Raw genomic sequence first — 26,368 nt, 5'->3', positions numbered from 1 at the left:
CGGCCGCGGCAGAAGCGGCTCAAGACGAAGAATCGATTGACGAGCGTGCAGAAGAAGCAGAGGCCGACTTGGCGGTGAGCGATGACGGCACGGTTGAAGAACAACCAGGCCTGGCAGAAACCGCCGAAGAGGTTGCTGGTGAAGACGTTTCAGACGACATCACCGAAACCGCTACCGAAGCCAGTGAAAGCGCTGACGAATCCGACGCTGTGCCAGTTGCCGAGGTTGGGGAACCATCAGAAGAACAACCAGGCCTGGCGGAAATGCCGGAAAAGGCTGCCCCAGCGGAAACCGATAAACCGGAGACTGAAACGGCCGCCGATGGCGGCACGGATATGGACGATGAAGCCATTGATGGTTCCATTCTGTATGGATTCGAGGATGACGAGCTATTGTTGCCGGATGACAGTTTAGCGGATGAACCAACAGAAGACTCATCTCTCACGGACGATGCGGATGTGCTCGACTTCAGCGAAGTGATCAGTGATACACCACCCGATGCAGATGACTTGAGTGCCTATTTGGATATGATTGAGCCGGATGAAGACGATTCCGAGGCGGATGCCGCTGCAGATTCGGCCGAATCTTCAGAATCCAAAGGTGCTGTGCCTGAGTCGGTTCCAGAAACCATCGTTGATATCAATAATGAGCTGAATGTTCAGATTGACGATCAAAATATTGATTATCAAAACGAATAGCCAGGTTGGATTTTAAAGGCACCGAAAGGTGCCTTTTTTTTGTGTTTTTTTGATAATATGGTCTTAGCCCGAATATTTCACAAATTTGCACCGACCTTGCTTGCTCCTTGATTCCACAAGAAATATTTTCTCAGTCGGTCGTAATCACGGATACGACGCTTCTTCGAAAATTTCCTTGTGAAACAAAGAACTCGACGCCCGAAGGGGTAAGTCGAGAAACCAATGCTCTGCGCAATCTCAGTACAAATTCATGAAACATTCGAGTTAGATAAAAATTGCGTAGGTTTAATGTAGGTTACGAGCATGTCCAAAAAACGGTCCGTCAAAAATCCCATTTATCAGCAGGACGACTTATCGGATATCAAACTGATCTGTGAAGAAGGCGCCTTAGCAATATTCGCGGTCAAGCAGCCGTCCGATCAAGGGGATGCTAAGCGCATGGTGCGCGTGTTGCGCAATATCCGAAATCATTTCGCGTTAAAACGTGAAAAAGACCTGCTCCACTATCTCAATCGCTTTCCAAAAGACTTTCCAACGTTTTACGAAATTCGCAAAAGTGGCTTTTCTTATTTGAAGATATTTGACTTTGCCGGCAAGCACAATTTGCAAACGGTTGTCAAAGCGGAGGGCCCCCTCTCAACCAAAGCGGCAAAAAAATGCTTAAAGCATCTGGTTTCCGCTTTGGATAAAGTTCATGGTGTGGGGTTTGTGCACACGCGGATACGACCTGAAAATATTCTTGTCAACAAAGACCATTATTACTTGGCTGACTGGACAGGTGCCATGCCCGCGCTCCCGTCATATGAAACCGAATTGCTGATGGGCGATCAAAAATACTGCCCGCCGGAGCGTTTAAATGGCGAGTATCAGGCCGCGGGTGATGTTTATCTTTTGGGTTGTGTATTGTATTTTGCCCTGACTGGCAAGCACATTTACCGTTTAAACAAGGTCGAGCACTATTTTGACCAACTCTATGCCCACGCCTTTCACACGCCGCGAAAATTAAACACCCTGCCTTTGGTGTGGCGGCAATTGATTATGTGGATGACGCAGAAAGACCCACAAAATCGCCCCAGCCTAGCTGAATTACAACAATGGCTGAAAGAGCCGAGTGTGCCCAAATCGATTCGTCAGCAAAGTGTGGAAACCGTTAAAGACTTTCCGGAAGACAGTCTGACAGTCCTGGCGGACTCACATTATCTTTACGCGCAATTTAAAAAAGCGACGTTGCTGGAGGCTTCCGGTGAGCGCGAAATCGCTTTTAATCTCTACGAAACCTGCGCCTTCCGAGGCTACACCCGCGCCGAAAACAATCTCGGGTTGCTGTATCAGAAAGGGCAAGTGGTTCAGAAAAGCTATATCAAAGCGATGAATATGTACTACCAAGCCTATGAAAAAGGTAATCCTTACGGCGCTTATAACCTTGGGTATATGTTTGAAAAAGGACAAGGCGTGACCGTCAATCTGAAGCGCGCGCGGAAACTCTATGAATACGCCGCTATGCGTGGCCATTTAGCGGCCCAGAATCGATTGGGTGAGTGCTATCAGCAGGGCAAGGGAGTGGAAAAGGATGTGGCCAAAGCCCGTTTCTGGTTTGGCATGGCCGCGCATTACGGCCACGATCTGGCTTCGGAAAACATCCATCAACTTTTGGCCGAAAGCCGAAAAAGAGCGGTTTGAATCCACGCTTAACTACACTTCTTCCAGCTGTTTGAGCCATTGATGAAAAACGGGCATTTCTTGATGTGCCATTTCCATAATCTCTTGAGAGTCAAAATGGGAGACTGGGTAGCCAGCACTCATGCATGCCACCTGAATTAAAAAAGCTTTTTCTTCCGGTTGAAACTCCGGGTTGGGGATAAAGTAAGTGCACTTGGCGAGCAGTGCCGCTTTCAAAATCGCTTGCCATTGGTTGAAGGGCACCTTTTTAGGGCTCAGCAAAGCTTTGTCCGGCTCATTGGTCTGCCAAGCGACCAATAATTCGCCAAGAGAGTGTTCACTCATTAAATCACAGGCCACTTCACGCGCATTGGGTGGCAGTTTCTTCATAAGAGCGTCTTCAAAGTTGTTTTCAATTAATGGCATAAAATCAGTGTCTGTCGAGTATTGTTTGTATAATGCTAATTGTATTTTACCAGCAGAATCGCGTGTAATCCGATAAAGCGTTTTGAGCCAATGAATAAAAGGTCTTTTATGAATTCATCCGACCCTCTTGTCACTCTTTCCCATCCGCTTGCCCAGTTTCTTGATGCCGTGCCGGACTTTCCCAAAAAAGGCATTTTATTTCAAGACATTTCACCGTTATTGAAAACCCATTTTCGGGAAACCATAGAGGCGATGTCCGAGTTGTTTACCGCCGACGAGTGGGCGCAAGTGGATTATCTGGTGGGGATTGAATCGCGCGGATTTATTTTTGCCTCCGCTTTGGCATTCAAACACAATAAAGGCTTCGTTAAGGTGCGCAAGCCCGGTAAATTACCGAATGTGCATTCCGCCATGGCGTATGGGCTGGAGTACGGTAATGACAAGCTGGAAATGCAAAAGGGGGACGGAAAGAAAGTTATCCTGCTGGACGATCTGATTGCCACCGGCGGCTCCATGCAAGCCTCGGCACAATTGTGCGAAAAAGTCGGTTACGAGGTGATGGGCATGGCCTGTTTGGTCGATTTAAAAGCATTGAATCGTTTTGAGCACAAAGGGTTAACCGTTCGCTCGGTCATTCAGTTTGACGATTGAAGTTTGATGACGAAGTTTGATGACTGAATACGGGTGCTTGAAGCCCTGAAAAAGGGTTAAGCAAAAAACTCGGCAACCCGATAGGAGAAGCCGAGACCGTCGGGGTTGACAGCGCTTTCATCGACGCCTTTCAGTTTTGCAACGCCTGTTTGGCCAAGGCCACCGCCTTGCGCACCTGCTCGGGTGCGGTGCCACCTAAGTGGTTACGCGCTGCGACCGAACCTTCCAGTGTCAGAATATCAAAGACGTCTTCCCCAATGTCGGAATAAAAGCCTTGCAGGGTGTTCAGTGACATTTCTGAAAGATCTTGCCCGGTTTTCAGGCCGTGAGCCACCGCCAGCCCGACCACTTCGTGTGCATCGCGGAAGGCCAGCCCTTTTTTCACCAGATAGTCGGCCAAATCCGTTGCGGTGGCGTAGCCGCGTTTGGCGGCTTCATAGGTTTGCTCGCGTTTCACAATAATGGCGGGCACCATGTCGGCAAAGGCACGCAAACAGCCGCGCACCGTGTCCACCGTATCGAACAAGGGTTCCTTGTCTTCCTGATTGTCTTTGTTGTACGCCAAGGGTTGGGATTTCATTAACGTCAGCAGACTCATCAGGTGGCCGTAAACGCGTCCAGTTTTGCCGCGCACCAGTTCCGGCACATCGGGATTTTTCTTTTGCGGCATAATGGAGGAACCAGTGCAAAAACGATCCGGCAGGTCAATAAAGTCAAACTGAGCGGAAGACCACAACACCAGCTCCTCGGAAAAGCGGGATAAATGCATCAGAAACGTGGCGGCAAATCCGGTGAATTCGATGGCAAAATCCCGGTCGGAAACCCCATCCAGAGAGTTTTGCGACACCCGTTCAAACCCCAGCAGTTTGGCCGTCAGTTCCCGGTCAATCGGGTAGGTGGTGCCCGCCAGAGCGGCCGAGCCGAGCGGCGAGGTGTTGACGCGCTTGCGGCAATCCTGCAGGCGCTCCATATCCCGTCGAATCATTTCAAACCACGCCATCATATGGTGTCCAAAGGTGACAGGTTGTGCGGTTTGCAAATGGGTGAAGCCCGGCATAATGGTGTCGGCTTCTTGTTCGGCCAAGCTTAAAATACCGGCTTGAAGTCGTTTCATTTCCGGCAAAATCGCATCAATTTCATCGCGCAGATACAAACGGATGTCGGTGGCGACCTGGTCATTGCGCGAACGGCCTGTGTGCAGTTTTTTTCCGGTAATGCCGATCAGGTCGGTCAAGCGAGCCTCAATATTCATGTGAATATCTTCCTGCTTGATCGACCACTCCATATCGCCGCTTTCAATGTCGTTTTGCACCTGCTGCAATCCCTGAACAATGTCTTCCAGTTCTTGTTCGGTCAGAATGCCCACTTGGCACAACATGGTGGCGTGTGCGATGGAACCCTGAATGTCTTGACGATAAAGGCGTTGATCGAAGGTGATGGACGCCGTGAATTCTTCCACAAACGCATCCGTGGATTCGCTGAAGCGGGCGCTGGAAAGTTTTTCTTGATTGTGTTGATTGCTCATAAAAGGCCCTTAGAAAAGCGTGAAGTTAGCTGAAAGTATCTGAAAATAGCCGAATAACAAACGGTGCTTGCAGAACGGCGGTTACTGAGAGGGCATCGCCTCCAGTCGTAAGGGGTTGCCCATTTTTTGGTAGGCGTCATTTAAATGCTTGTGAATTAAGGTGGTGTAGAGTTCGATATTGGCAATGCCAACGATGTTGTCGGCCACTTTTTCGCCCTGACCGTTGATGAAAATCACCGTGGGGGTTAAGTCGGCTCGATAGCGTCTGGCCAGTTGATCTTTTCGAATCGGCTCGCCATTGACGTCGGCAATGGGTTGATGTTCATCGACACTTAAATAACGCATGAAGACAACCTTGCCATCGTAATCCCCGCCCAGCGCCATCGGGTCGAGCACTTCCGAGCGCAGGATGTGGCAGAACTCACACCATTCTGCACCCGCCATCAGCATAATCGGTAAATTCTGATCGCGCGCCTTTTTTGACAGCGTTTCCAGATTGGTCAGCTCCTGCAGTTTCGATTGGGGGTCGTAGCCTGAATTGCTGGTGGCTTGTCCGCATCCCAGCAGCCAAAACGTTATGGTGACTAAACCCAGTAATTTTATGTTCACACGGCCTCTCCTTTGAACTCGAATGCATCGGTCACGTAATCCACCATTTTATCGAAAATTCGGGCGTTATTTTGAGTAAAATGGGGAACATTCTTGCACCGACAGGCTACCAGGATGCCTATTTGAGATGGATAAACGGAAGGAAACATGAGAAAAACGCTGAGAATCGCAACCCGAAAAAGCCCACTGGCCATGTGGCAGGCCGAATTTGTACAAGCCGAGCTGGAAAAAGCGCACCCGGGGTTAACGGTCGAGTTGCTGCCCATGTCCACCAAAGGTGATAAGATTTTGGATGTGCCCCTGGCGAAAATCGGTGGCAAAGGTCTGTTCACCAAAGAACTGGAAGACCGCATGATCGCCGGTGAGGCCGACATCGCGGTACACTCCATGAAGGATGTGCCGATGGAGTTGCCGGAAGGGTTTGCGCTGGGGGCGATTTTGGAACGTCACGACCCGACGGATGCGTTTGTTTCGAACGATTATGCTCGGTTTGAAGACTTACCGCAGGGCGCAGTGTTGGGCACCTCCAGCTTGCGCCGCAAAGCCCAACTGATGGCGTTGCGCCCTGACTTGACGGTTAAAGATCTGCGAGGCAATGTCGGTACGCGCCTCGGAAAATTGGACGCAGGGGAGTACGATGCCATCGTGCTGGCGACCTCGGGCTTAAAGCGCTTGAAACTGGATGAACGTATTCGGCACGAGCTGGCACCGGAAACCTGTTTACCGGCGGTCTCGCAAGGCACTTTGGGGATTGAATACTTTGAAAAAGACGCAGAGGTGCGTGCTTTGATTGAGGTGCTCAATCATCGTGATACCGAAATTCGTACCCGCGCAGAGCGGGCGATGAACCACCGTCTGGAGGGCGGCTGTCAGGTGCCGATTGGCGTCTATGCCGAGTTGCAGAGCGATGCGATTTATCTGCGCGGGCTGGTCGGTGCGCTGGACGGTTCGGAAATTATCCGTGCAGAAGCGACCGGGCCGCAAACCGATCCTGAAACCCTTGGCATTCAGGTGGCCGAAGACTGTTTGAAACAAGGAGCCGGTGCGATTTTAGACGAAGTCTATGGGCGTGCATAACCCACCCGTTTCTCAAACCGAACCGCTGGCGGATTTGACATTGTTGAATACCCGTCCAAGCCATCAGGCGGCCGATTTGACGGCTTTGGCTCAGGCACAGGGTGTCACCGTATTAAGTTGCCCGACCCTAGCCATTGAGTCGCTGGCATTGCCCCAAGACGCCATGGGTGTGTTTAAAACCTTTGACAAAATCGTGTTTGTCAGTCGCAATGCGGTGACCGTGCTGGCGGAGCTGTTTCAGACGCAAGAAGTGGCTTCGCCGCCGTTTGCGCAAGTCGCTCAGAGCTATGCCATCGGGCAGGCCACTCATCAAGCGCTACTTGAACAAGGTTGGCCCACTGCGTCTTTAAACCACGACCAATTTGTCAGCGAAGACTTATTGGCCAGTGAGGCGATGCAAGACCTATCTGGACAAAAAATCTTGATTGTGAAAGGCGAAGGAGGGCGTCCAACCCTCAAAAGTGGGCTGACCCTCGCAGGGGCAGATGTGACCGAGTGGTTTATTTACCGCCGGATTCAGGAACCCTTTTGTGACCAGGCCTGGGTCGAATTTCAAGCCGCCAAGCACCCAGTGCTGTTGGCCAGCAGCCTGCAGGCCTGGTCGAATCTGGTGAAAAACCTAGCCGCCGCCATTGGTCAGCCAGCGTTAATTCATGCCCAGGACTGGCTGTTTGCACAGGATATCATCGTGTTCAGCCAACGCATCGAGAAAGCCGTAAAAGACGCAGGTTGGCAAGGCGGTATCTGGGTGGTGCCCCAGCAAACCAATGACGGTGTCCTCGCCGCTCTCACTCAAATACGCACCGAAGCACAAACCATTGATGATACGGCCAAGCCGTAAAAGGACTCAAGCATGGTAACACCCGACGAACCGATTACCCCGAAAGCCGATCAGCGTGTGCTGGACGGTGAAGTTGTCAAGGATGGTCGAAGTCAATCGCGCGCTCGCAAGTCGGGTTCGCCCTCTGGTTCCGGCGCAGAGAAGCCGTTAAAAGCCAAGCGCGACTGGTTCGGCTGGTGGCCGCAAACATTCACACAAAAAGTGCTGTTGCTATCGTTGTTGGTGCTGATTGGGATTGTGGTCTATCTCGTGCAGGCCACCAATCGGCAGGACTGGCAGATTGAAAAAATCAATCAACTGCAAAGTCAAATCGGCCAACTTAAAGCCGAAACCCATGCCTTGAAAGCCGAACAGGCGGAAATGCAGGCATCGGTGACCCAACAACTGGATTCACCGGATCGGCAGCCGGTGATCAGTCAGGGCGATCTCGACGCCGTGCAGTCCGAAATGGAAAGCCTTAAAGCCAAGATGCAGGCCAAGGTCTCTGAACTCAGCCAACAGTTGAAAAATGTGACGGAACAAGCGGGTGTGGCGGCGCAGCAATTTGGGCAGGCCGTGCAACCCACGCCGGAAGAAAAAGCTCAGTTGCAGGCGCAGGGCGAAGCCTTGGGCCAGGAATTGAAAAATCAGTTGCAGCAGATGGGGCAACAGTTGTCGGATTTGTTTCACTTCAAAGAAGCGCAACAGGCGCATAACGCACAGCAGAAAACCCTGGACATCGAGCTTGAAAGCCGTTTGAAAGCCGCCACCGAGTCGGCGATTCAGGGCGGCAAACCTTTGTCGGCACAGCAAATCCAACAATGGACACTGGAAATCAATACACAGTGGATGCTGACGGGAAATGTCACCCAAACCGAGCAACAGTTGCGTGCTTTGGAAAAAGCGGTCAATGCCAGTGAGGTGGCAAACAAAACCGATTTGATACGCCGTATCGGTCAGGATATGGTGCGCATTCACTCAGCGCCAAATGCGACACCGCAAAACGGCCAGGCCTGGGTGAAAACGATTCGCGCGGCCATACAGGCATTGCCGGAACCTATGGCCGAAAAACCCCATTCAACGTCACCGCCAAGCCGCGCGCCGGATGCGTCCGCGAACGACTCGGTGAACGGAACATCCGGTTCGGATCCGGCCGAGACCTTGTCCACCGATTCGGCTTGGCAAAAGCTGCTCAACCAGATGGGCGATGTGTTTTCGGTACACAAGCGTGAGTCGTCACAGCAACTGACGCAGGTAGAAAGTTTAATCATGCACGACGTGCTGGTTCAGCGCGGCTTATTACTGGTGGATCGCATAGAGTGGGCGCTAAACACTCAATCCAAACTTCTGCTGGATGAAAGTCTTCAATCGCTTGAAGACTTTATGGCGGCGAATTTTCCGGCACAGTTGGCGGCCATTCAGTCGCCGCTGCAAAGCCTGCATCAAGTGCGCTTTGCATCGCGCCAGGAGCTGGATATTGTGCAGGGACTTCAGCCATGATGGCACGCCTCCTCAAATGGTCGTTGTTATTGCTGGTCGTCACCGGCCTGACTGCTTTGGCTTTAAACGATCAGGGACAGGTGTCGATGGTGTGGCACGACTGGGTCATTGAAACCAGCCTGACCTTTGCGCTGGCGGCGCTGGCGCTGGGGTTTGTTACGGTCTATCTGCTGATGCGGTTGGCCATTAATCTGTGGCACTTTCCCGCTTACTGGCGCAACCGCAGGCAAATGAAACGTTACGCCAAAGCGGAAAACAGCATGGCGAAAGGCATGATTGCACTGGAATACGGTGACTGGCAACAGGCGGAAAAACACCTGATTAAAATGGCCAAGCATTCAAACGCCGGATTGGTGCACTATCTGACGGCGGCCAAAATCGCCCACAACCAGCAAGCGTATCTGAGACGCGATCAGTACCTCAAGGAGGCGCGACAACAGTTCCCCGACGACAGTGTCACCATTGGGCTGGTGGAAGCACGCTTGGTCATGGATAAAGAGCCGGATGTCGCCTTGGTGATTCTGCACGAGCTGCACCAATTGAGCCCGAAAAACAAAACGCTGTTAGCGGAGTACCTGCACTTATTGGTCAAACAGGCCTATTGGCCGCGCGTGGCGAATTTACTGCCGGAAGCGAAAAAAATCCGTGCGCTGGATAAAGCGGAAATTCAGCATTTGGAAGTACAGATTCTGGCGGATAAGGTCGCCAAGGCGGAAAACCTGGATGCGCTGGATGCGCTTTGGGATGGATTGTCTGGGCGTCAGCACTTAATGCCGGACATTCTGGCGGAGTTTGTCGAGCAGCGAATGGGCTGGGGCAAAGAGCAGGGGTTGGCGGAATTGATCGTTAAAAGTCTGTCCAAGCAATGGCACGAGCGCTTGGTGTATCAGTACGGTCGCATAGAGCTGGGACCGGCCTATGAGCGCCTAAAAACCGCCGAAAAGTGGCTGAAAGCCCACCCTGAGAGCGCGGTGCTCTATCTGACGCTGGGACGTCTGGCCTGCATGAGTCACCTTTGGGGGCAGGCGCAGCATTTTTTCAAGGAAAGTTTGCGGCTGCAACCGGAGCTGGAAACCTTTCACGCCTTGGCGCAGTGTTACGAGTCGGAAGGGTTGGAAGCGCAAGCGGCACTCACCTACAAAGAAGCGATTTTACGGTTGGAGAAAACGGCTTCCATTACCTAAGAGACCCATTTTGATGATTGCGTTCAAACGCTTATTGCGGCCAAAATCTGCTCAAGACCGATGGGGCTACTCCGTTTGGCTGGGGTCGCTGCTGCTGGTGACCTCGGCTCAGGCCGACCGTCTCGATACGGATTTGTCATCGGCAAGCGCACTGAATTACGATCAGGTCAAACCCATTCTGGAAAAGCGTTGCATTGTCTGCCACGGCTGCTATGACGCGCCCTGCCAACTGAAACTGTCTTCTTACACCGGCACAGAGCGGGGTGGCAGTAAAGAGAAAGTTTATGACGGCGAACGCATTCACGCAGCGCAACCCACGCGCTTATTTATGGATGCGCAAACCATCGAGCAGTGGCGCACCAAGGGATTTTACTCGCTGATTGGTGATGCCGATGATGGCGGCGCATCGGTACTGACTCGAATGCTAAAGCTGAAAGACGCACACCCGCAACCGGTAAACGGTCGCTTGCCCGAAAACTACACTTTGGGGCTTAACCGCGACGATGTTTGCCCGAAAGAAGACGAGTTCGACCAGTTTGCTCAAGATCACCCCAACTGGGGCATGCCTTATGCCATGCCCAATTTGCCGCCCAAAGAATACGCCACCTTGCTCAACTGGGCGAAACACGGTGCGCCCGGGCAGTTGGAAGATCTCGACGAGGTTGTGTTGTCCGAGCAGGCGGCTTTTTACGAAAAGTATTTGAATATCGACACCTTCAAGCACCAGCTGATGGGGCGCTATGTTTATGAACACCTGTTTCTGGCGCACATTCACTTTGCTGACAACTCCCCGCGCACTTTCTATAAGCTGGTACGCTCCAAAACTCCGCCGGGCGAACCCATTGAGGTGATTCACACCACTCGCCCTTACGACGACCCAGGGGTGGAGCGTGTTTTTTACCGCTTGCGGGCGGTGGAAGAAAGCATTGTTGATAAAGACCATCTGGTGTACTACGCCGACGCCAACACCTACAAAAAATACCAGGCCTGGTTTATTTTCCCTGACTATGACATCCAAAAATTACCCGGTTATGATCCCAAAGAATCTGCCAATCCCTTTAAAATCTACGCCGATATGCCCGCCATCGGTCGCTATCGTTTTCTGCTGGAGCAGGCGCAGTTTATCATCGAGGGCTTTATCAAAGGCCCGGTCTGTCGCGGTCAAGTGGCTCTCAATGTCATTGAAGAACAATTTTGGGTGATGTTTTTTGATCCCGATCACGACATTATCAGCAACGATACCGCCTTTCTAGCCCAGCAAGCCGACAATCTGGCGTTGCCAACTGCCGACGGTGTGCAGACCTTTCGATTGCTGGCCGCGCAAACCACCTATCAAAACAAGCAACGCCTTTATCTGGATGCCAAGCAAAAGCTGTTGTTAAGCAAGCGCAATATTGAAAATCGTCAGGGCTTGAATTTGATTTGGGATGGCGAAGGCACCAATCGCAACGCTCTGCTAACGGTGTTCCGCAATCAGGATTCGGCCACGGTGCTGAAAGGACTGCATGGCAAAATACCCAAAACCGCCTGGGTGATTGATTACCCCTTATTGGAGCGGATACAGTATCTGCTGGTGTCCGGTTTTGACGTTTACGGCAATGTGGGGCATCAGCTGAATACACGGCTGTATATGGATTTTCTGCGCATGGAAGGCGAAAACAACTTTTTGGGCTTTCTGCCGGAAGACACCCGGGAAAAACTGCGCCATTATTGGTATCGCAACACTTCGGATGAAATCATTCAATCCGACCTGCCACCGATGAAAACCGCCATTCACTACCAAACCAAGCACCCGAAAAACGAATTTTTCCAGCGGGTGGTGCAGAAAGAAGAGTTTCGCCAGATTCTCAACACAGACCCGATCAACCGACCGCATATGCCGTTTAAAGACGGAGATCTGGATGTAAAGGTTCAGACATTTTTGCAGCGGCTTGCCGACCTGAATGGCAAGGGCGTTGATCACTGGCCGGAAGTTTCGTTTATGCGCATTCGCCATTTTGACGGTCGGGAGACCTGGTACACGCTGTATCTAAATCGCGGTTATTACAATGTCTCTTCGGTTTTTTTCGACCAATACAATCGTGTGCCCAAAGAAAACACCGTGACGGTCATCCAGGGATTGCACACCAGTTACCCGGGGATGTTTTTCGATGTGCCGGAAGTCGATTTAGATGTGTTTTTGGCGCTGGCAAAACGTGTTGAGCACAAAAAGGACGTGCAACGCTGGGTGGCCGCCTATGGCGTGCGACGTACCGATCCAAAGTTCTGGGAATTCGCCGATGACATGCTGTTTTATCAACAGCAGCAACAACCGGTAAGGTGGGGAATATTCGATTTGAATCGCTATTTGAACCACTGACTCGGCGCACGGCCAAAAAGTGAAAAAATACGCTCAAGTTGTGTGTAAACTGGCCGTTAACCTCATTGGGATAATTCCACAACCCAAAACGTTTAAAAGGAGGCTTGAATGGAAATTTCAGCCAATGCCGCTGTTAATGCGGCACTTCAACAGCAACAGGCGCAGACCCAGCAAGGGGTGCAGGTCGCGGTTTTGAAAAAAGCCATGGATGTGCAATCCGAAGGGGCGATGAAATTAATCGAGTCCTTGCCTTCGGCACCTTCTACGCAAGGCTTGCCGGCCAATCTGGGCAATAATATTAATGTGACGGCCTAGCCGTCAGTCGTATTAAGCGTTCAACGAATGTGTCCGAAGGCAATAAGGCTACAAGATTGCCGTATGGATTCTTTCGTCCATCGACAAAAAACCGCCAGGCTTGGCGGTTTTTTGCTTCTGTCAGAGCCGTGCCGTCTGGTCATCGTTTCTTGAATTCAAGTTTCTGGGTTAAATCGCAAATCGCTTCATTCTTATCCGACCGTTTACAGCAGTAAAAGGGTCTGCTGGGCGATTTCCTTTTCTTCATCGGTCGGTATGACCCAGACGGGAGTATGGCTGTCTTGCTGGCTGATGCAGCATTCGCCAATGGCATGAGTGTTGGCAACCGCATCCAGCTTGAGTCCGAACGCATTGGAAAAGTCGCGGATGACGCGGTCACGAATGTCCGGTGCGTGTTCGCCGATGCCGCCGGTAAAGACAATCGCATCCAATTCATCCATGGTGGCCATATAACTGCCCGCCACCTTAATCAAGCGATACACAAAAATTTTCAACGCCAAGCTGGCGTCTTCGTCACCGTCTTCGGCCAGCGCCATCAGCGCACGCATGTCGTTTTGTCCGGCCAGCCCCAGCAGCCCGCTTTCTTTATTTAAGAGGTGATCCACCTCATCGAGGCTGTAGTTCAGGTGCCGCATCATATACAGTGGAATGGACGGATCCAGGTCGCCACAGCGGGTGCCCATCACCAAGCCTTCCAGTGGGGTGAATCCCATGCTGGTGTCCATGCTTTTGCCGTATTGAATCGCGCAAACACTGGCACCGTTACCAAGGTGCATGGAAAGAATATTGAGCTGGTTGAGCGGCTTGTCCAGCAAAGCGGCGGCGCGTTTGGCGATGTATTGATGCGAGGTGCCATGAAAACCGTAGCGGCGTATGAGGTGATCGTCATACAGTGGTTTGGGTATGGCATAGTGGTACACATAGGCGGGCATGCTTTGGTGAAACGCGGTGTCGAAAATGGCGGTTTGCACCAGACCTGGGTATTTTTGAGCCAGAATGCGCATGGGCGCTAGGTTGGCCGGATTGTGCAAAGGGGCGAGTTCGGCGAGACGTTCGATGGTGTCCATAACGGCCTCGGTCACGATGACGGGTTGGTGGAAATCTTCACCGCCATGCACCACGCGATGGCCGACGGCATCGCAGTCGCCTAAATGTTCAATGAGTCCTTGCGATTTGAGTTCGGCTTCCACTTGTCGCAAGGCGAAGGCGACATCGCGTTCCGGCGTTTCGCCAATGTGTTCCACCAGCCCGTGAGTGAGTTGATGTGAATCGTCGCCGCCGAATAAGCTGTATTTCATGGATGAACTGCCGGCATTTAAAACCAGTATTTTCATGGGGGTTTCCTTTGCGTTTTCAGTGGGGTGTGTCAGTCATTGGCCTGCGCCTGAATGGCGGTAATGGCAACGGTGTTCACTATGTCGGCCACGTTGCAGCCGCGACTTAAATCGTTGACCGGTTTGCGCAACCCCTGCAACACTGGGCCGATGGCCACGGCACCGGAGGCGCGTTGCACCGCCTTATAGGTGTTGTTGCCGGTATTGAGATCGGGAAACACAAACACAGTGGCGTGCCCGGCGACGTCGCTGTTAGGCATTTTCTGCTTGGCCACCGTTTGGTCGATGGCGGCATCGTATTGCAACGGGCCTTCCAACAACAGGTCTGGGCGTTTTTGATGCGCGATTTTGGTGGCCTGTCGCACCTTATCCACTTCGCTACCGTGCCCGGATTCGCCGGTGGAATAGGACAGCAGCGCGACTTTCGGGTCAATGCCGAAGTGGCGTGCGGTGTCGGCGGAGCTGATGGCGATTTCCGCCAGTTGGTCGGCGGTGGGGTTTTGGTTGACGGCGCAGTCGCCATACACCAGCACTCGGGTGTCGAAGCACATAAAGAACACGCTGGACACCAGCGAGGTTTCCGGCTGGGTTTTGATGATCTGCAAGGCGGGGCGCACTGTGTCGGCGGTGGTGTGGGTGGCGCCGGAAACCATGCCTTCCGCATACCCCAGATGCACCATCATGGTGGCAAAGTAGCTGACGTGGGACAGGGTGTCGCGTGCCAGATCCAGTGTCATGCCTTTGTGTTGGCGCATCTCGTAAAACGTCTCGATGAATTCGGCTTGCCAAGGACTGGTTTCGGGGTCGATGATCTCGGCACCCTCTAAGTTCAGCCCCAGCAGATTGGCTTTGTAGAGCACTTCTTCTCGGTGTCCCAGCAAAATCGGCTTGACCACTTTGCGTTGCAGCAGTACGTCGCAGGCGCGCAGAATGCGGTCGTCCATGGCCTCGGGCAGCACAATGGTTTTGATGTTCTGGCGGGCTTTTTCAAACAGGCGGTACTCAAACATAATCGGGGTGGTGATGTCATGGCTGTGGTCGCTGGCGCGAGCCAGAATGCGCTTCATCAGACAGTCTCGGTCAATGTATTGATCGAACAGACCGAGCGCCAGATGGGTTTTACGGCTGTTATTGGCATTGAGCTGGGCGCGCACCTGGCCGACGTTCATGGCGCTGTCGTAGGTGTCGGTCTGCACGGAAATAATCGGTAAATCGCGGCCTTCAAAGTTGATGACCAAATCTTGAATCACCGGTTTCGGAATCAGACCGCCGGTGAGCATAATGCCGGCGATATTGGGCATATTGCGGGCAAACAGGCTCATGACCGAGGCGATGAGAATGTCGCTGCGATCACCGGGCACCACGATCAGGTCGCCTTCGTTGACGCGCGGCAGGTAGTTTTCAAGGGTCATGGCCGCCACTATGGGCGCACGCACCAGTCGGTTCCAGCCTTCTTTTTCCGGCGTAAGAAACGTGCCTTGCAGGGCGTCGGCCACTTCTTTGACCGTGGGGGTGTTGAGATCCTCTAACTCCGGCAGAAAAAACACCGGCAGACCTGGGTGTTCTTTAAAATTCGTATCGGCATGCAGCTGTTTGGATTGAATGCGGTTAACGAAAATCGCAAACGGAGCTTGGCTGCCGCTGGCTTGCAGTTCCAGTTCAATTTCGGTTTCGATTTCGTCGTGGGTTTTTTCCTGACCGTTTAGCACCGCAATAAACGGGTTGTTAAAGTGTTTGGCCAGCGCCAGATTGATGTCGAATTCAATGCCGCTGGCGTGACGTGTCATTTCCATGCCGTGCACCAGCACAAAATCGTGGCGATCCTGCAGGCTTTGATATTGCGAGACCAGCTGTTCGAAGAGGGCGTTTTTTTGCCCAAGGCTGATTTTCTGATTCGCTTCGCTGAGGGTGAGACCGATCATTTCGTCCAGCGGGGTTTCCAGTTGGAAAAAACCGTGAATAAAACGGCTGTCTGGATCGTCCCGCTGCGTGACCAAGGGGCGGAAGAAGGCGATTTTATCAAAGCGTTGTCTCAATAAAGACATGAGTCCAAGTGACACCAGCAGGCTACCGGCATGGCGTTCGCGCGGGGCGATGAATAAACTATTGGTTTCCATGAAAAGTGCTCGTTTTGAATTTCCGAAAAGATGACGCCAAGCTTACCACTTGTTTGTGTAATTTCCATTAAAATAGCGTTTCTGTCATTCACTTGGTGCCCAATTTTGGAATTTACGCAACCTGTCCCACTCAGCCTGTATGTGCATTACCCTTGGTGCATTCAGAAATGCCCCTATTGCGATTTCAATTCGCACACCCTTGCCGACGATCAGGAGGCCGCTTATCTGGCGGCGATGATTCAGCAGTTGGAACAGACGTTGCCGCTGATTTGGGGGCGACCGATCGAGTCGATTTTTTTCGGCGGCGGCACGCCCAGCCTGATGTCGGAAGCGGGACTGGACGGCTTTCTGTCTCGTTTGCGCGCTTTGCTAGGGTTTCGACCCGGCATTGAAATCACCCTAGAGGCGAACCCAGGCACGGTGGATTTTGAAAAATTTGTTGGATTCCGTCAAGCCGGTATCAATCGTTTGTCGATGGGGATTCAAAGCTTTGACGATGAGAAATTGCAGGCGTTGGGGCGCATTCATTCGGCCGATGAAGCCTATCGTGCGGTGGAATCCGCTCAAAACGCCGGATTCGACAATTTTAATCTGGATTTAATGTTCGCCTTGCCGAATCAAACAATTGACCAGGCCTGGCAGGATTTGAATACGGCCATCCGGTTGCAGCCGCCGCATTTGTCCTATTACCAACTGACGTTGGAACCCAATACCCCGTTTTACAAACAGCCGCCGCCGTTACCGGAAGGTGACCAGGCCTGGGAAATGCAGCAGAGTGGCCAGCAACGATTGGCCGAGGCCGGTTATCACCATTATGAAGTCTCAGCCTATGCGCAAAACGGCCAGGCCTGCCGTCACAATCTCAATTATTGGCAATTCGGTGATTACCTCGGCTTGGGGGCAGGGGCGCACGGTAAAATCACCGACCCGCCGCAAGGCAAAATCTGGCGAACGCAGATGCCCGCCTCGCCCGGTGGTTATATGAATAGGGTGGCCGACGGTCAGCTCGGGCGACTGCAAAGGGTGGCCGAAAGCGATGCGGTGTTTGAGTTTATGCTCAATGCCATGCGTTTGCAGGACGGGTTTGATTTGAATTTGTTTACTTTGCGCACTGGGCTGCCTTTGTCTACAATTGAGCCGACGTTGGCCGATTTGCAGCAACGCGACTGGGTGTCGATTGAAGCCGGTCGTGTGAACCTGACCGCTGTCGGCCAGCGGTTTTTAAACGATGTGCTGCAGGCTTTTTTGTGAAAGTCGAACACTTGAACACTCGAACACCAGGATGGAACCATGTCAGATAATCCCACGATCCCCCCGCCAGCAACCGCACCGGAGTCGGCCACAACGGACATCGCCGAAACGTTACAGCCTGAAAATCGCGTTTATGACGAAAACCACGTCTGTCCAATCAAAGAGGCAAGGTTGCAGCGACGCCATCGTCCGCGTCATCCGGTGGTCAAGTGGCTGAGCCGCTTTGTCATGGTGCTGGTGGCCTTCCCGATGCTTCTGGTGTTGGGGTTTGTTGGTGCGGTGTCCTTTATGGATTTTAATCAGTACAAACCGCAGCTGGAGGAGACCTTTCAGCAGCGCACCGGTTATCCGCTGAATATTGACGGGGAAATCAAGGTGTCTCCTTGGCCCTTGTCGATTGAAATGACCCATGTATCCGTCCAGGACAAGGTGGGCGATAAAGTGCCAGACCTGGTGGAAATGACGTCGGTGCTGGTGGAGCTTTCACTTTGGGATTTATTTGTACACCGCCGTTTGAATATGCAGGGAATCGAGTTGAATGGGGCGCGTTTTTACTTGCACACCCATGCGGACGGACGCAGTAACTGGCAAGGGATGCCGATTTTAAGCGGTTTTTTTGCCGCCGATTCTGACGAAGCGCAAGGCAGCGGCTATCGCAAGGTGGCGTATGTGCCTGTCAATCAGTCGCAACCTGAAGCCGACGCAGAGACGAAGTCAATGGTCTGGCGTTTACACAGTTTTGTTTCGCAGGATGCGGCGCTGGTGTGGCAGAACGATGAGAATGGCCACAGGCTGACACTGTCCGATTTTAATCTCATGGCGCATGACATTGCGCCGGAAACCCCCTTTCGCGTCATCACCGATTTTGGCTACACCACCAATGTGGTGTCGAGTCGTTTTCAAGTCAGTCTGGCCACACATTTAACCGTGGACAGTGTCTTGAAAAAATGGCGTTTAAGCGACTGGACGGGCAATGTGCGCCTGATTCTGCCGGATGAAATGAAGGTGCCGGAGGTGCGTGTTGAAACCGATGGCGCGGTGTTTGAAGTGGATTTGGGGCAGAAAGCGTTTCACGTGAAACAGGCGCGTTTTATGTCCATGAAAACGCAAATTGCAACTACCCTAGAGGGACGGTTTGGTGCCGATGCCAGCAGTCAGGGACACATGGATGCACACAATATCGATCTGAAAAAGTGGTTCCGACATGCCGGTGTGGCCTATCCGCATTTTGTACGAGATGACGCCTTGCAGTCGGTATCGGCACAATTCGATTGGTCACAGGACGCTCGCGCGCTCAATGTCTCCAATTTGAATCTGCTGGTGGACGGCGCACGACTGGAAGGGCATTTTCAACAGTTGCTCCCCAAACCGCGAGGCTCAGAACCCGTCATCCAATTTGATTTGTCGGTTTCGACTCTGGATCTGGATCGCTATGAAGCCTATGTGGAACCTCCCAAGCCGACGAGTGCTGTCGGCTCGGCAGCGAAAGGCACAGGAAAAGGCGCAGGAAAAACTGCAAAGAAAGCCGCTGAAACCTATTTGCCGATTGGTTTGCCGGTGGCCACGTTAAAGGATTTGCAGGCCGAAGGGCATCTCAGTTTTGGGCAATTAAAGGCGTGGAATCGTCTATTCAGCGATGTGACGCTTACCGTCCAGTCGAAAGACGGTCAAGCCAAGGTGGACCCCTTGAACGCCAATCTTTACCAAGGGCATTTACACAGTCAATTGGCGATGGATGTCACCGGAAAAACGCCGTCCTACCGCTGGAACGGGCGTTTGCAAGATGTGGCGATTCAACCCTTTTTAGCCGACGGCTGGCAATATCATCAGTTGAGCGGCTTTTTTACCGGCACCTTTAATTTGCAAACACAGGGTGTGAACGCTTATTTACTGCGTCAAAACATGAGTGGGCAGGTTCGCGCCCAGCTCAAGGACGGTGCTTTTATCGGCATGGATTTAAACAAGCTGTTGGCCGGGCAGAAAACCCACCCGCAAGACACCACTCAGTTTCAGTCGATGGCATTGGTCGGTGCCATTCAAAAAGGCCTGATGAGGGTGACGGGCTTTGAGGTGAAAAGCCAACGTTTTTCGGCCACAGGCGTGGGCGAGCTGGCGTTGACATCGGGGCTTCTGGAAGGAACCTTGTTTACAGTGTATCAAAATCCGCCCAAGGCGCTGTCGAGCTTGAAAGGGGTGAAAGTGCCGGTCTTTTTGAAAGGGCCGCTGCAAAATTTGCAGTGGTCGGTGGACATGGACGGCGTTTTGAATGACCCCGGAAATCAGCAAAAGCTGCGGCAAAGTCTGCAGCAGTTGTTCAATCCTAAGGCGTCATAACGGGGCGCTTGGCTGGGGTTCGGTCGAATCGCCAGGCCGGGTCTTGCGCTCAAAGATCAAATCCCATACCCCATGCCCCAGACGATGGCCACGCTGCTCAAACTTGGTCAGTGGCCGATAATCTGGGCGGGGGGTAAATTGCCGGTCACCGGCGATATTGCTGTAATCCGGTGCGGCGCTCATCACGTCCATCATGTGTTCGGCGTAATCTTGCCAGTCGGTGGCCATGTGAAAATGGCCGCCGGGTTTGAGGTGCTGGGCAATGGTATGAGCGAACTCTGGCTGCAGAAGGCGGCGTTTTTTATGTTTGGTTTTGTGCCAAGGGTCGGGAAAGAACAAGTACACGGCCGAGAGGCTGTTTTTCGGAATCTGCTTGTTTAACACTTCCACGGCATCGTCGTTGAAAACGCGAATGTTGGTGAGACTTTTTTCCTCAACCAGTTTTAATAAAGCCCCGACACCGGGGCGGTGCACTTCGATGCCGATGTAATTGTTTTCTGGGTGCGCTTCTGCCATGGCGGCGAGGCTGGTGCCCATGCCGAACCCAATTTCAACAATGGTCGGCGCATCACGCCCGAACAGTTCGGTGAGGTCGAGAAGCCTGTCTTCCAGTGCCAGCCCATAGCGTGGCCACATGGCATCCAGCGCATTTTGTTGCGCTTTGGACAAGCGTCCCTGGCGCAGCACAAAGCTTTTGATGCGGCGTTTTTCGGGTGGCATGTCGGTTGGTCTGTCCGTCGGCAGTTCCGGGGTTGATTGAGTTTGGGCGGTTTCGGTGGTTTTTTCGGTCATGAGGTTGCGTACAATAGGGGGTTAAAGTTTGAATCGGGGGTTAAAATTTGAATCATTATAACGGAAAAGATACCGGAAAAGCCCTTTGGATACACAAGGGATACACAAGCGACCATGACTGAACCGTCTTTTTCCCAGGCCTTGCTGGATTGGTTCGATGTGTCGGGCCGTCATGATTTGCCCTGGCAACAGGACAAAACCCCGTATCGCGTCTGGGTATCGGAGATCATGCTGCAGCAAACCCAAGTGCAGACGGTGATTCCGTATTACCAGCGATTTATAGCATCCTTTCCGACCCTGGAGGTCTTGGCGCAATCCAGCGAGGAAGCGGTGCTGGCGCATTGGTCGGGGCTGGGCTATTACGCACGCGGGCGCAATTTGTTGAAAGCGGCGAAAGTGGTGGTGAATGACCTGAATGGCGTCTTTCCCACTGACTTGACTGGCATGATGGCGTTACCGGGCATTGGACGCTCCACGGCGGGGGCGATCCTGTCCATCGCCTGCGGACAGCGGCAGCCGATTCTGGACGGCAACGTCAAACGGGTGCTGTGCCGTTACGATGCGGTGGAAAGCTGGTCGGGTGATAAACAGACCGAAGCCAGACTTTGGCAGCGCGCGGACGCTTTGACGCCGGACACCCGCTTTGATGATTACGCCCAGGCGATGATGGATTTGGGTGCCACCTTATGCACCCGCAGTCGGCCAAATTGCCAGGCCTGCCCAATTCGTGAAAACTGCCAGGCCTGGCGAAACGGGCGTGTGGCGGAATTTCCCTTCCCCAAGCCGAAAACCCGCAAGCCGACTCGGGAAGTGGCGATGCTGTTGTTGCAAAATCTGTCCGGCGACATTTTTTTACAAAAGCGCCCTGAAAAGGGCATTTGGGGCGGACTCTGGAGTTTTCCGGAAGCCCCTGAGGCGGCGGTCTCAAACCAGATAAAAAACAAGGTTGAAACCGACTGTGAAGCGAGGGTGGATTTGATAAAATGGCCTGTTGTAAAACACACTTTCAGTCATTATCACCTGATGATTCATCCGGTTCGGGTCGCGCGGGTGCGCTCGACGGCGCTGACGGGTGAATGGCTGTCGGTGGCGGAGGCTTTGGCGCGAGGCGTGCCGGCACCGATTCGAAAACTGATCAAACAACTGGAGAGTCACTATGACGAGAAAGGTTAACTGTGCCAAAATGGGCGAAGAAATGGAAGGCTTGGATTTTCCGCCTTTTCCGGGAGAACTGGGGCAAAAGGTGTTTGAAAATGTGTCCAAAGAAGCTTGGAAACAATGGTTGGCGCAACAGACGATTTTGATTAACGAATACCGTTTGTCCAGTCTGGATGCAAAAGCGCAAAACTTTCTCAAAGAAGAGATGCAAAAATTCCTATTCGGCGGCGAAGAGCTGGCGCTGCCGGAAGCGTTCAAGCCGACCGATAACTGATTGGTTTTGCTTATTGCACGGATAGATAGGTTTGATTTTATATTCTCTGTTTGGGGTGCTAATATAATTGGCTGTTTTGTTCCCGTCTGTGTTGTATAACGCACGGTAGTCCCATAATCGCCAGTACCGCAGCGCCCCCTTTTTGGCTTTGGCGGTATTTTATTCGTTTTCGTTTACGGCGTTTAATCCAGAGAGCCTTATGTCGCAATTAGTGAATATTTACCTTGGCCGCCAGCCGATTTTTGACCGATCTTTACATGTCCATGCTTATGAGTTGTTGTTCCGTTCCGGCTCCGACGATAACCATGCCCGCATTCTCGGCGCGGATCATGCCACGGCACAGGTGATGATGAACCTGTTTGGCGACATGGGGTTTCGTCAAGTCGTTGGTGACCATAAAGCCTTTATCAATTTTACCGAAGGCCTGCTGCTCAGTGAAAACAAGCCGTTTTTCCCGCCGAAACAGATCGTTATAGAGGTGCTGGAAAACGTTCAGGTGACGCCGAAAATTTTGCGTGCTTTGAAAACCCTTCGAGAACAAGGGTATCAAATTGCGCTGGACGATTATATTTTCAACCCGAAACTGGCCGAGCTGGAAAGCTGTGCGGATCTGATCAAGGTGGACATCCTGCAAGTGGGGCCGAAAAAGATGCTGGAGCACATCGGTCGTTTGAAAGACAAAGGCCTGAGGTTACTGGCCGAAAAAGTGGAAACCCGCGAGCAGTTGGAATTCTGCCAGAAAATCGGCTTTGATTATTTTCAAGGGTATTTCTTTTCCAAGCCCCAAATTCTGCAGGGGCGCAGCTTGCCGACCAATAAACTCTCGACGTTAAAGCTGCTGGCGAATGTCTATGACCCCGACATTGATATGAATGTCCTCAGTGGCATTATTCGTCAGGATGTGGCGCTCAGTCAGAAGCTGTTGCGATTTGTGGCCACAGCCGGTGGCAATCATCAAATCACTTCGATTCACGATGCGGTGTTACGTTTTGGCCTGAATCGCTTGCAGAGCTGGGCGAGTATGATGGTGTTGTCCGGTGTGGACGACAAACCGAGAGAGCTGTTTACCACCTCGCTGATTCGCGCTAAATTCTGTGAGCTGGTCGGGGCGCAAATCGGTGGCTTCAGCCAAGACAGCTATTTTACTGTCGGGTTGTTTTCCACGTTGGATGCGGTCATGGATGCTTCCTTGTCAGACCTTTTGGCGCAGCTGAATTTCGATGAAAAAATCAAATTGGCACTGGTCGATGCCAAAGGGGTGTTGGGCGTGACGCTGGCGGCGGTGAAAGCCATGGAGCAGTGTCAAACCGATTTTGAATTGCCCGATGGGTTGACGCCGTCAGAACTGTCGAAATGCTATCTGGAAGCCATGGAGTTCGCCAATCAGGTCGATTTGGGCTAATCGAAGGGGTGTCTGTCATTCGGATTATAAAAAAACCGCCACACCCTAAAGAGTATAAAGGCCTAGCGGTTTTTTGTTTTTACACAACCGGTGCGTCGTAATCATCGGGTTCATCCGAATAGATGCAGACATTCCAAGCTTCAGCCAATCCCTCTTCGGCCTGACAGTAAGTTTCGAAAAATTCGACGATTTCCTTGCGCTGACAATGCGCTTCAAAGCTGGCCAGATCGCGCCAGATTTCATTAAACGCAATCGGCATGCTTTTACCGTCGGCAAAGGGGCTGTGAATTTGGCGGGTGACACGGTACTGCACACAACCGTCTTCTCGCAGCGTGTTGGGTTCGAGTGATTGCAGCACCTTAAACAGCTCCGCTTCCTTGCCGGGTTTCGGTTGGAATTGCGCCATGCAATAAATGCGTTGAGACATTTGCGGACTCCTTTTATCAGTCGTGATACTTTGGACTCAGCTCGGTCACGGCATTGATGAAGGCACCGGCGTGCTCGGGATTGACTTCAGGGTGAATGCCGTGGCCGAGGTTGAAAATATGCCCAGTACCGTGACCGTATTTTGCCAAAATGGTCGCCACTTCTTCGCGAATGCGTGCTGGGGAGGCGTACAGAATGCTGGGATCCATATTGCCCTGCAGTGCGACCTTGTCGCCGACACGGGCGCGCGCATCGTCCAGATCCGTTGTCCAGTCCAAGCCCAGCGCATCGCAACCGGTTGCCGCCACTTTTTCCAGCCATTGACCGCCGCCTTTGGTGAACAGAATCACCGGCACTTTGTGGCCGTCGTTTTCGCGTTTTAAGCCATCGACGATTTTCGCCATATAATGCAGCGAGAACTCTTGATAGTCGCGTGGCGTCAAAACGCCGCCCCAGGTGTCGAAAATCTGCACCGCTTGCGCACCGGCTTCAATCTGTGCATTCAAGTAAGCAATGACGGAATCGGCCAATACGTCGAGAATGTGATGTAGAGTGGCCGGTTCATCGTACATCATGGCCTTGATTTTGGAGAAGGTCTTGCTGGAGCCACCCTCAACCATGTAAGTGGCCAGGGTCCAGGGGCTGCCGGAAAAACCGATGAGCGGCACGCGCCCATTTAAGGCTTTGCGAATGGTACTGACCGCATCCATGACATAACCGAGGTCGGAGCCCATGTCTGGCACAAACAGTTTTTTGGCGTCGGACAGGGTGCGGACCGGTTTGTCGAAAATCGGCCCTTCGCCGGTGGCGAAGCGCAATTCCAGTCCCATAGCATCGGGAATGGTGAGGATGTCGGAAAACAGAATGGCGGCATCGAGTGGAAAGCGTTCCAGCGGCTGCAAAGTGACTTCGCACGCCAGTTCTTTATTGCGGCACAAATCCATAAAGGAACCGGCTTGTTTGCGGGTTTCGCGGTATTCCGGCAGGTAGCGACCGGCTTGGCGCATCATCCAAACGGGAGTGCGATCCACGGGTTCTTTTAAAAGTGCGCGTAAAAAACGATCATTCTGCAGCTCCGCCATCGGACATCCTTTTTCTGAATTCAAGTAAAGCGGATATTCTAACGGTGGTTTAAGCAAATGTCACAGAAAAACGCCGAAAGGGGGAATCTTGCCGTGTTGGGCGTAGCTTTGGATTATTCATTGACGGGGTTGAGTCGGTCAATGGCGTTGGGGGAGCGGATTTTGACAAACATGGCACCGCCGTAGAGAAAGCCGTAGCCGCGTGCTTCAATGACCTGTCCCTGAAGGCGTTTTAGCGCATCGTAATTAAAGTGTTCCCAGTCGGCTTTGCGAACGCGGATGCCAGTGGTGTCCATGTTTAGGATGTAGTTGCTACCGCTTTTTTCTACCTTGACAATTTCACCCTTGAAAATCCGAAAACCTTCGTCTTCAGTGGTGATTTTGGACGATGGTGCGATCGGGTAGTGAAGATCCGGGCGTTTTTCCGCCACGCTCCAGAGGGCGATTTTACGATCTCGGGCGTTTTTTTCGGCTTGGTAATAGCAGGCCTGGTGTTTCATATTGGGGGGTTCGGAGTTCGCAAGCACCAGACCACTTTCCAGCATCAACTTTTGCAAACTGACGATCTGGTCTTTTTGTTTGATGTAAAAGTGGGCTAAATTGCGTGAAAAGTCATCGATTCGAAGTTCGTCATACTCCACGCCGACTTCCAGATTATGATTGGCTAAAAGTTGATTGAGCTTGGTTTGCGATTCGTCTGCCAAGGGTTGACCAGGCGTGGTGAATTTGCGTTCTTTTTTGATTTGCGGGGCTTGCACGCCAATGAGTCGAAAAGGTCTGTTCTGAATAATAAGGGTGTCACCGCTCAAGGCAAAGCTGGCTTTGATCCAGGTGTCAATTTTGACCGGAGCACAGTCATCCGCATGGGCTCCCCAAGAAGCGGCATAGAGCAGCACCATTCCGGCAAGGTGCCAGGGTTGGGTGAGATTCGACAGACGGGTTTTGAGCAGACGCATGAGGTTTCCTGTTCGATATAAACGAAAACGATACCTAAGATTGTAGCAAAGTGCCGCTCAGGTGGGCGGAAAATTCAGATTCAGAAACGCCAAAAGCCGCATAAGCGGCTTTGGGTATTTGGAATCTGCGGAGGTGGCCAGATTCCGGTTTCAATCGTTTGACGCCCAAACGATTGAAATGGCTTACTTGCCGCGCATTCCGTATTTCTGACGGAATTTCTCAACACGCCCTTCGGTATCCACCAGTGATTGTTTACCGGTGAAGAAAGGGTGAGAGGCGCTGGAGACTTCAATACGAACCAGCGGATAGTCTTTACCGTCTAACGTAATGGTGTCGCCAGAGGTTTTTTCAATCGTCGAACGTGTTAAAAAGGTTTCGCCAGGTGAAATATCCTGGAAAACCACTTCTTTGTAATCTG

General features: G+C 52.2%; 24 protein-coding genes. 14 read left to right on the top strand and 10 right to left on the bottom strand.

What is annotated here, in order from left to right; genetic code table 11:
- Together ACP5D0_RS02120 and ACP5D0_RS02115 are read left to right on the top strand one after the other, a co-directional pair.
- Nucleotides 1–698: hypothetical protein (locus ACP5D0_RS02120; RefSeq protein WP_472363905.1), on the top strand; the 698-nt coding region annotated here is incomplete at its 5' end.
- A 303-nt stretch (nt 699–1,001) separates the two neighbouring features.
- Nucleotides 1,002–2,378, top strand: a complete 1,377-nt coding sequence (locus ACP5D0_RS02115; protein ID WP_472363904.1) for a protein kinase domain-containing protein — start codon at nt 1,002–1,004, stop codon at nt 2,376–2,378.
- Between the two features lie 12 nt (nt 2,379–2,390).
- On the opposite strand, the gene ACP5D0_RS02110 is transcribed toward ACP5D0_RS02115, so the two are convergent.
- Nucleotides 2,391–2,747, bottom strand: coding sequence for a hypothetical protein (locus ACP5D0_RS02110; protein WP_472363903.1), 357 nt, complete (start codon nt 2,745–2,747; stop codon nt 2,391–2,393).
- A gap of 144 nt (nt 2,748–2,891) precedes the next feature.
- Here ACP5D0_RS02110 and ACP5D0_RS02105 point away from each other — a divergent pair, with 144 nt between their 5' ends.
- Nucleotides 2,892–3,434 carry an adenine phosphoribosyltransferase gene (locus ACP5D0_RS02105; RefSeq protein WP_472363902.1) on the top strand — a complete coding sequence of 181 codons (543 nt, stop codon included), beginning with the start codon at nt 2,892–2,894 and terminating at the stop codon, nt 3,432–3,434.
- A 130-nt stretch (nt 3,435–3,564) separates the two neighbouring features.
- Here the strand turns inward: ACP5D0_RS02105 and argH are convergent, their stop codons facing one another.
- Both argH and ACP5D0_RS02095 read right to left on the bottom strand, forming a co-directional pair.
- Nucleotides 3,565–4,959, bottom strand: coding sequence for an argininosuccinate lyase (argH, locus tag ACP5D0_RS02100; protein ID WP_472363901.1), 1,395 nt, complete (start codon nt 4,957–4,959; stop codon nt 3,565–3,567).
- 81 nt (nt 4,960–5,040) lie between these two features.
- Nucleotides 5,041–5,568 carry a thioredoxin family protein gene (locus ACP5D0_RS02095; protein WP_472363900.1) on the bottom strand — a complete coding sequence of 176 codons (528 nt, stop codon included), beginning with the start codon at nt 5,566–5,568 and terminating at the stop codon, nt 5,041–5,043.
- A gap of 147 nt (nt 5,569–5,715) precedes the next feature.
- Here ACP5D0_RS02095 and hemC point away from each other — a divergent pair, with 147 nt between their 5' ends.
- The 6 genes from hemC to ACP5D0_RS02065 all read left to right on the top strand — a co-directional run bounded on the left by hemC (nt 5,716) and on the right by ACP5D0_RS02065 (nt 12,823).
- Nucleotides 5,716–6,645, top strand: a complete 930-nt coding sequence (gene hemC / locus ACP5D0_RS02090) for a hydroxymethylbilane synthase (RefSeq protein ID WP_472363899.1) — start codon at nt 5,716–5,718, stop codon at nt 6,643–6,645.
- Entirely contained in the window at nt 6,632–7,486 is an 855-nt protein-coding gene (locus ACP5D0_RS02085; protein ID WP_472363898.1) for a uroporphyrinogen-III synthase, read from the top strand. Before hemC ends, ACP5D0_RS02085 begins: the two co-directional genes overlap by 14 nt.
- A gap of 12 nt (nt 7,487–7,498) precedes the next feature.
- Nucleotides 7,499–8,965 (top strand): hypothetical protein, encoded by a 1,467-nt coding sequence (locus ACP5D0_RS02080; protein ID WP_472363897.1) that lies wholly within the window; start codon nt 7,499–7,501, stop codon nt 8,963–8,965.
- Nucleotides 8,962–10,149 (top strand): heme biosynthesis HemY N-terminal domain-containing protein, encoded by a 1,188-nt coding sequence (locus tag ACP5D0_RS02075; protein ID WP_472363896.1) that lies wholly within the window; start codon nt 8,962–8,964, stop codon nt 10,147–10,149. Before ACP5D0_RS02080 ends, ACP5D0_RS02075 begins: the two co-directional genes overlap by 4 nt.
- 13 nt (nt 10,150–10,162) lie before the next feature.
- Nucleotides 10,163–12,508 carry a fatty acid cis/trans isomerase gene (locus ACP5D0_RS02070; protein ID WP_472363907.1) on the top strand — a complete coding sequence of 782 codons (2,346 nt, stop codon included), beginning with the start codon at nt 10,163–10,165 and terminating at the stop codon, nt 12,506–12,508.
- Between the two features lie 108 nt (nt 12,509–12,616).
- The gene (locus ACP5D0_RS02065) at nt 12,617–12,823 is read left to right on the top strand and encodes a YjfB family protein (RefSeq protein WP_472363895.1); all 207 of its coding nucleotides are present in this window, start codon (nt 12,617–12,619) and stop codon (nt 12,821–12,823) included.
- A 203-nt stretch (nt 12,824–13,026) separates the two neighbouring features.
- On the opposite strand, the gene ACP5D0_RS02060 is transcribed toward ACP5D0_RS02065, so the two are convergent.
- Nucleotides 13,027–14,157 (bottom strand): acetate/propionate family kinase, encoded by a 1,131-nt coding sequence (locus ACP5D0_RS02060; protein WP_472363894.1) that lies wholly within the window; start codon nt 14,155–14,157, stop codon nt 13,027–13,029.
- Nucleotides 14,158–14,189: 32 nt separating this feature from the next.
- Nucleotides 14,190–16,274, bottom strand: coding sequence for a phosphate acetyltransferase (gene pta, locus ACP5D0_RS02055; protein WP_472363893.1), 2,085 nt, complete (start codon nt 16,272–16,274; stop codon nt 14,190–14,192).
- A 105-nt stretch (nt 16,275–16,379) separates the two neighbouring features.
- Here pta and hemW point away from each other — a divergent pair, with 105 nt between their 5' ends.
- Together hemW and ACP5D0_RS02045 are read left to right on the top strand one after the other, a co-directional pair.
- Nucleotides 16,380–17,525 (top strand): radical SAM family heme chaperone HemW, encoded by a 1,146-nt coding sequence (gene hemW, locus ACP5D0_RS02050; RefSeq protein ID WP_472363892.1) that lies wholly within the window; start codon nt 16,380–16,382, stop codon nt 17,523–17,525.
- A 39-nt stretch (nt 17,526–17,564) separates the two neighbouring features.
- Nucleotides 17,565–19,859 carry an AsmA family protein gene (locus tag ACP5D0_RS02045; RefSeq protein ID WP_472363891.1) on the top strand — a complete coding sequence of 765 codons (2,295 nt, stop codon included), beginning with the start codon at nt 17,565–17,567 and terminating at the stop codon, nt 19,857–19,859.
- Here ACP5D0_RS02045 and trmB read toward each other — a convergent pair.
- On the bottom strand, nt 19,854–20,651 hold the full coding sequence (trmB, locus tag ACP5D0_RS02040) for a tRNA (guanosine(46)-N7)-methyltransferase TrmB (RefSeq protein WP_472363890.1): 798 nt from the start codon (nt 20,649–20,651) through the stop codon (nt 19,854–19,856). The genes ACP5D0_RS02045 and trmB overlap by 6 nt on opposite strands.
- Before the next feature lie 114 nt (nt 20,652–20,765).
- Here trmB and mutY point away from each other — a divergent pair, with 114 nt between their 5' ends.
- The 3 genes from mutY (at nt 20,766) to ACP5D0_RS02025 (ending at nt 23,485) form a co-directional block, all read left to right on the top strand.
- On the top strand, nt 20,766–21,824 hold the full coding sequence (mutY, locus tag ACP5D0_RS02035) for an A/G-specific adenine glycosylase (protein ID WP_472363889.1): 1,059 nt from the start codon (nt 20,766–20,768) through the stop codon (nt 21,822–21,824).
- Entirely contained in the window at nt 21,808–22,083 is a 276-nt protein-coding gene (locus tag ACP5D0_RS02030) for an oxidative damage protection protein (protein WP_472363888.1), read from the top strand. Before mutY ends, ACP5D0_RS02030 begins: the two co-directional genes overlap by 17 nt.
- Before the next feature lie 199 nt (nt 22,084–22,282).
- Entirely contained in the window at nt 22,283–23,485 is a 1,203-nt protein-coding gene (locus ACP5D0_RS02025) for an EAL and HDOD domain-containing protein (RefSeq protein WP_472363887.1), read from the top strand.
- A 79-nt stretch (nt 23,486–23,564) separates the two neighbouring features.
- On the opposite strand, the gene ACP5D0_RS02020 is transcribed toward ACP5D0_RS02025, so the two are convergent.
- From ACP5D0_RS02020 to ACP5D0_RS02005, 4 genes are all read right to left on the bottom strand, one after another.
- Nucleotides 23,565–23,912, bottom strand: a complete 348-nt coding sequence (locus ACP5D0_RS02020; protein WP_472363886.1) for a putative quinol monooxygenase — start codon at nt 23,910–23,912, stop codon at nt 23,565–23,567.
- 16 nt (nt 23,913–23,928) lie between these two features.
- Complete coding sequence (gene hemE, locus ACP5D0_RS02015; RefSeq protein ID WP_472363885.1) at nt 23,929–24,993, bottom strand: uroporphyrinogen decarboxylase; 1,065 nt, start codon at nt 24,991–24,993, stop codon at nt 23,929–23,931.
- Nucleotides 24,994–25,106: 113 nt separating this feature from the next.
- Entirely contained in the window at nt 25,107–25,949 is an 843-nt protein-coding gene (locus tag ACP5D0_RS02010) for a thermonuclease family protein (protein ID WP_472363884.1), read from the bottom strand.
- 183 nt (nt 25,950–26,132) lie between these two features.
- A partial coding sequence (locus ACP5D0_RS02005; RefSeq protein ID WP_472363883.1) for a type B 50S ribosomal protein L31 occupies nt 26,133–26,368 on the bottom strand: 236 nt, incomplete at its 5' end.

It is taken from the genome of Hydrogenovibrio sp. (assembly GCF_049975065.1).
GTDB lineage: Bacteria > Pseudomonadota > Gammaproteobacteria > Thiomicrospirales > Thiomicrospiraceae > Hydrogenovibrio.
This window is presented reverse-complemented; position numbering and strand designations above follow the sequence as displayed.

Coding starts and splice junctions, on each gene's coding strand:
- ACP5D0_RS02030 (WP_472363888.1), top strand. CDS start 21,808: ATGACGAGAAAGGTTAACTGTGCCAAAATGGGCGAAGAAATGGAAGGC.
- hemE (WP_472363885.1), bottom strand. CDS start 24,993: ATGGCGGAGCTGCAGAATGATCGTTTTTTACGCGCACTTTTAAAAGAA.
- ACP5D0_RS02115 (WP_472363904.1), top strand. CDS start 1,002: ATGTCCAAAAAACGGTCCGTCAAAAATCCCATTTATCAGCAGGACGAC.
- ACP5D0_RS02065 (WP_472363895.1), top strand. CDS start 12,617: ATGGAAATTTCAGCCAATGCCGCTGTTAATGCGGCACTTCAACAGCAA.
- argH (WP_472363901.1), bottom strand. CDS start 4,959: ATGAGCAATCAACACAATCAAGAAAAACTTTCCAGCGCCCGCTTCAGC.
- ACP5D0_RS02080 (WP_472363897.1), top strand. CDS start 7,499: ATGGTAACACCCGACGAACCGATTACCCCGAAAGCCGATCAGCGTGTG.
- ACP5D0_RS02105 (WP_472363902.1), top strand. CDS start 2,892: ATGAATTCATCCGACCCTCTTGTCACTCTTTCCCATCCGCTTGCCCAG.
- ACP5D0_RS02075 (WP_472363896.1), top strand. CDS start 8,962: ATGATGGCACGCCTCCTCAAATGGTCGTTGTTATTGCTGGTCGTCACC.
- mutY (WP_472363889.1), top strand. CDS start 20,766: ATGACTGAACCGTCTTTTTCCCAGGCCTTGCTGGATTGGTTCGATGTG.
- hemC (WP_472363899.1), top strand. CDS start 5,716: ATGAGAAAAACGCTGAGAATCGCAACCCGAAAAAGCCCACTGGCCATG.
- ACP5D0_RS02060 (WP_472363894.1), bottom strand. CDS start 14,157: ATGAAAATACTGGTTTTAAATGCCGGCAGTTCATCCATGAAATACAGC.
- ACP5D0_RS02110 (WP_472363903.1), bottom strand. CDS start 2,747: ATGAAGAAACTGCCACCCAATGCGCGTGAAGTGGCCTGTGATTTAATG.
- ACP5D0_RS02085 (WP_472363898.1), top strand. CDS start 6,632: ATGGGCGTGCATAACCCACCCGTTTCTCAAACCGAACCGCTGGCGGAT.
- pta (WP_472363893.1), bottom strand. CDS start 16,274: ATGGAAACCAATAGTTTATTCATCGCCCCGCGCGAACGCCATGCCGGT.
- ACP5D0_RS02010 (WP_472363884.1), bottom strand. CDS start 25,949: ATGCGTCTGCTCAAAACCCGTCTGTCGAATCTCACCCAACCCTGGCAC.
- ACP5D0_RS02025 (WP_472363887.1), top strand. CDS start 22,283: ATGTCGCAATTAGTGAATATTTACCTTGGCCGCCAGCCGATTTTTGAC.
- ACP5D0_RS02070 (WP_472363907.1), top strand. CDS start 10,163: ATGATTGCGTTCAAACGCTTATTGCGGCCAAAATCTGCTCAAGACCGA.
- ACP5D0_RS02045 (WP_472363891.1), top strand. CDS start 17,565: ATGTCAGATAATCCCACGATCCCCCCGCCAGCAACCGCACCGGAGTCG.
- trmB (WP_472363890.1), bottom strand. CDS start 20,651: ATGACCGAAAAAACCACCGAAACCGCCCAAACTCAATCAACCCCGGAA.
- ACP5D0_RS02020 (WP_472363886.1), bottom strand. CDS start 23,912: ATGTCTCAACGCATTTATTGCATGGCGCAATTCCAACCGAAACCCGGC.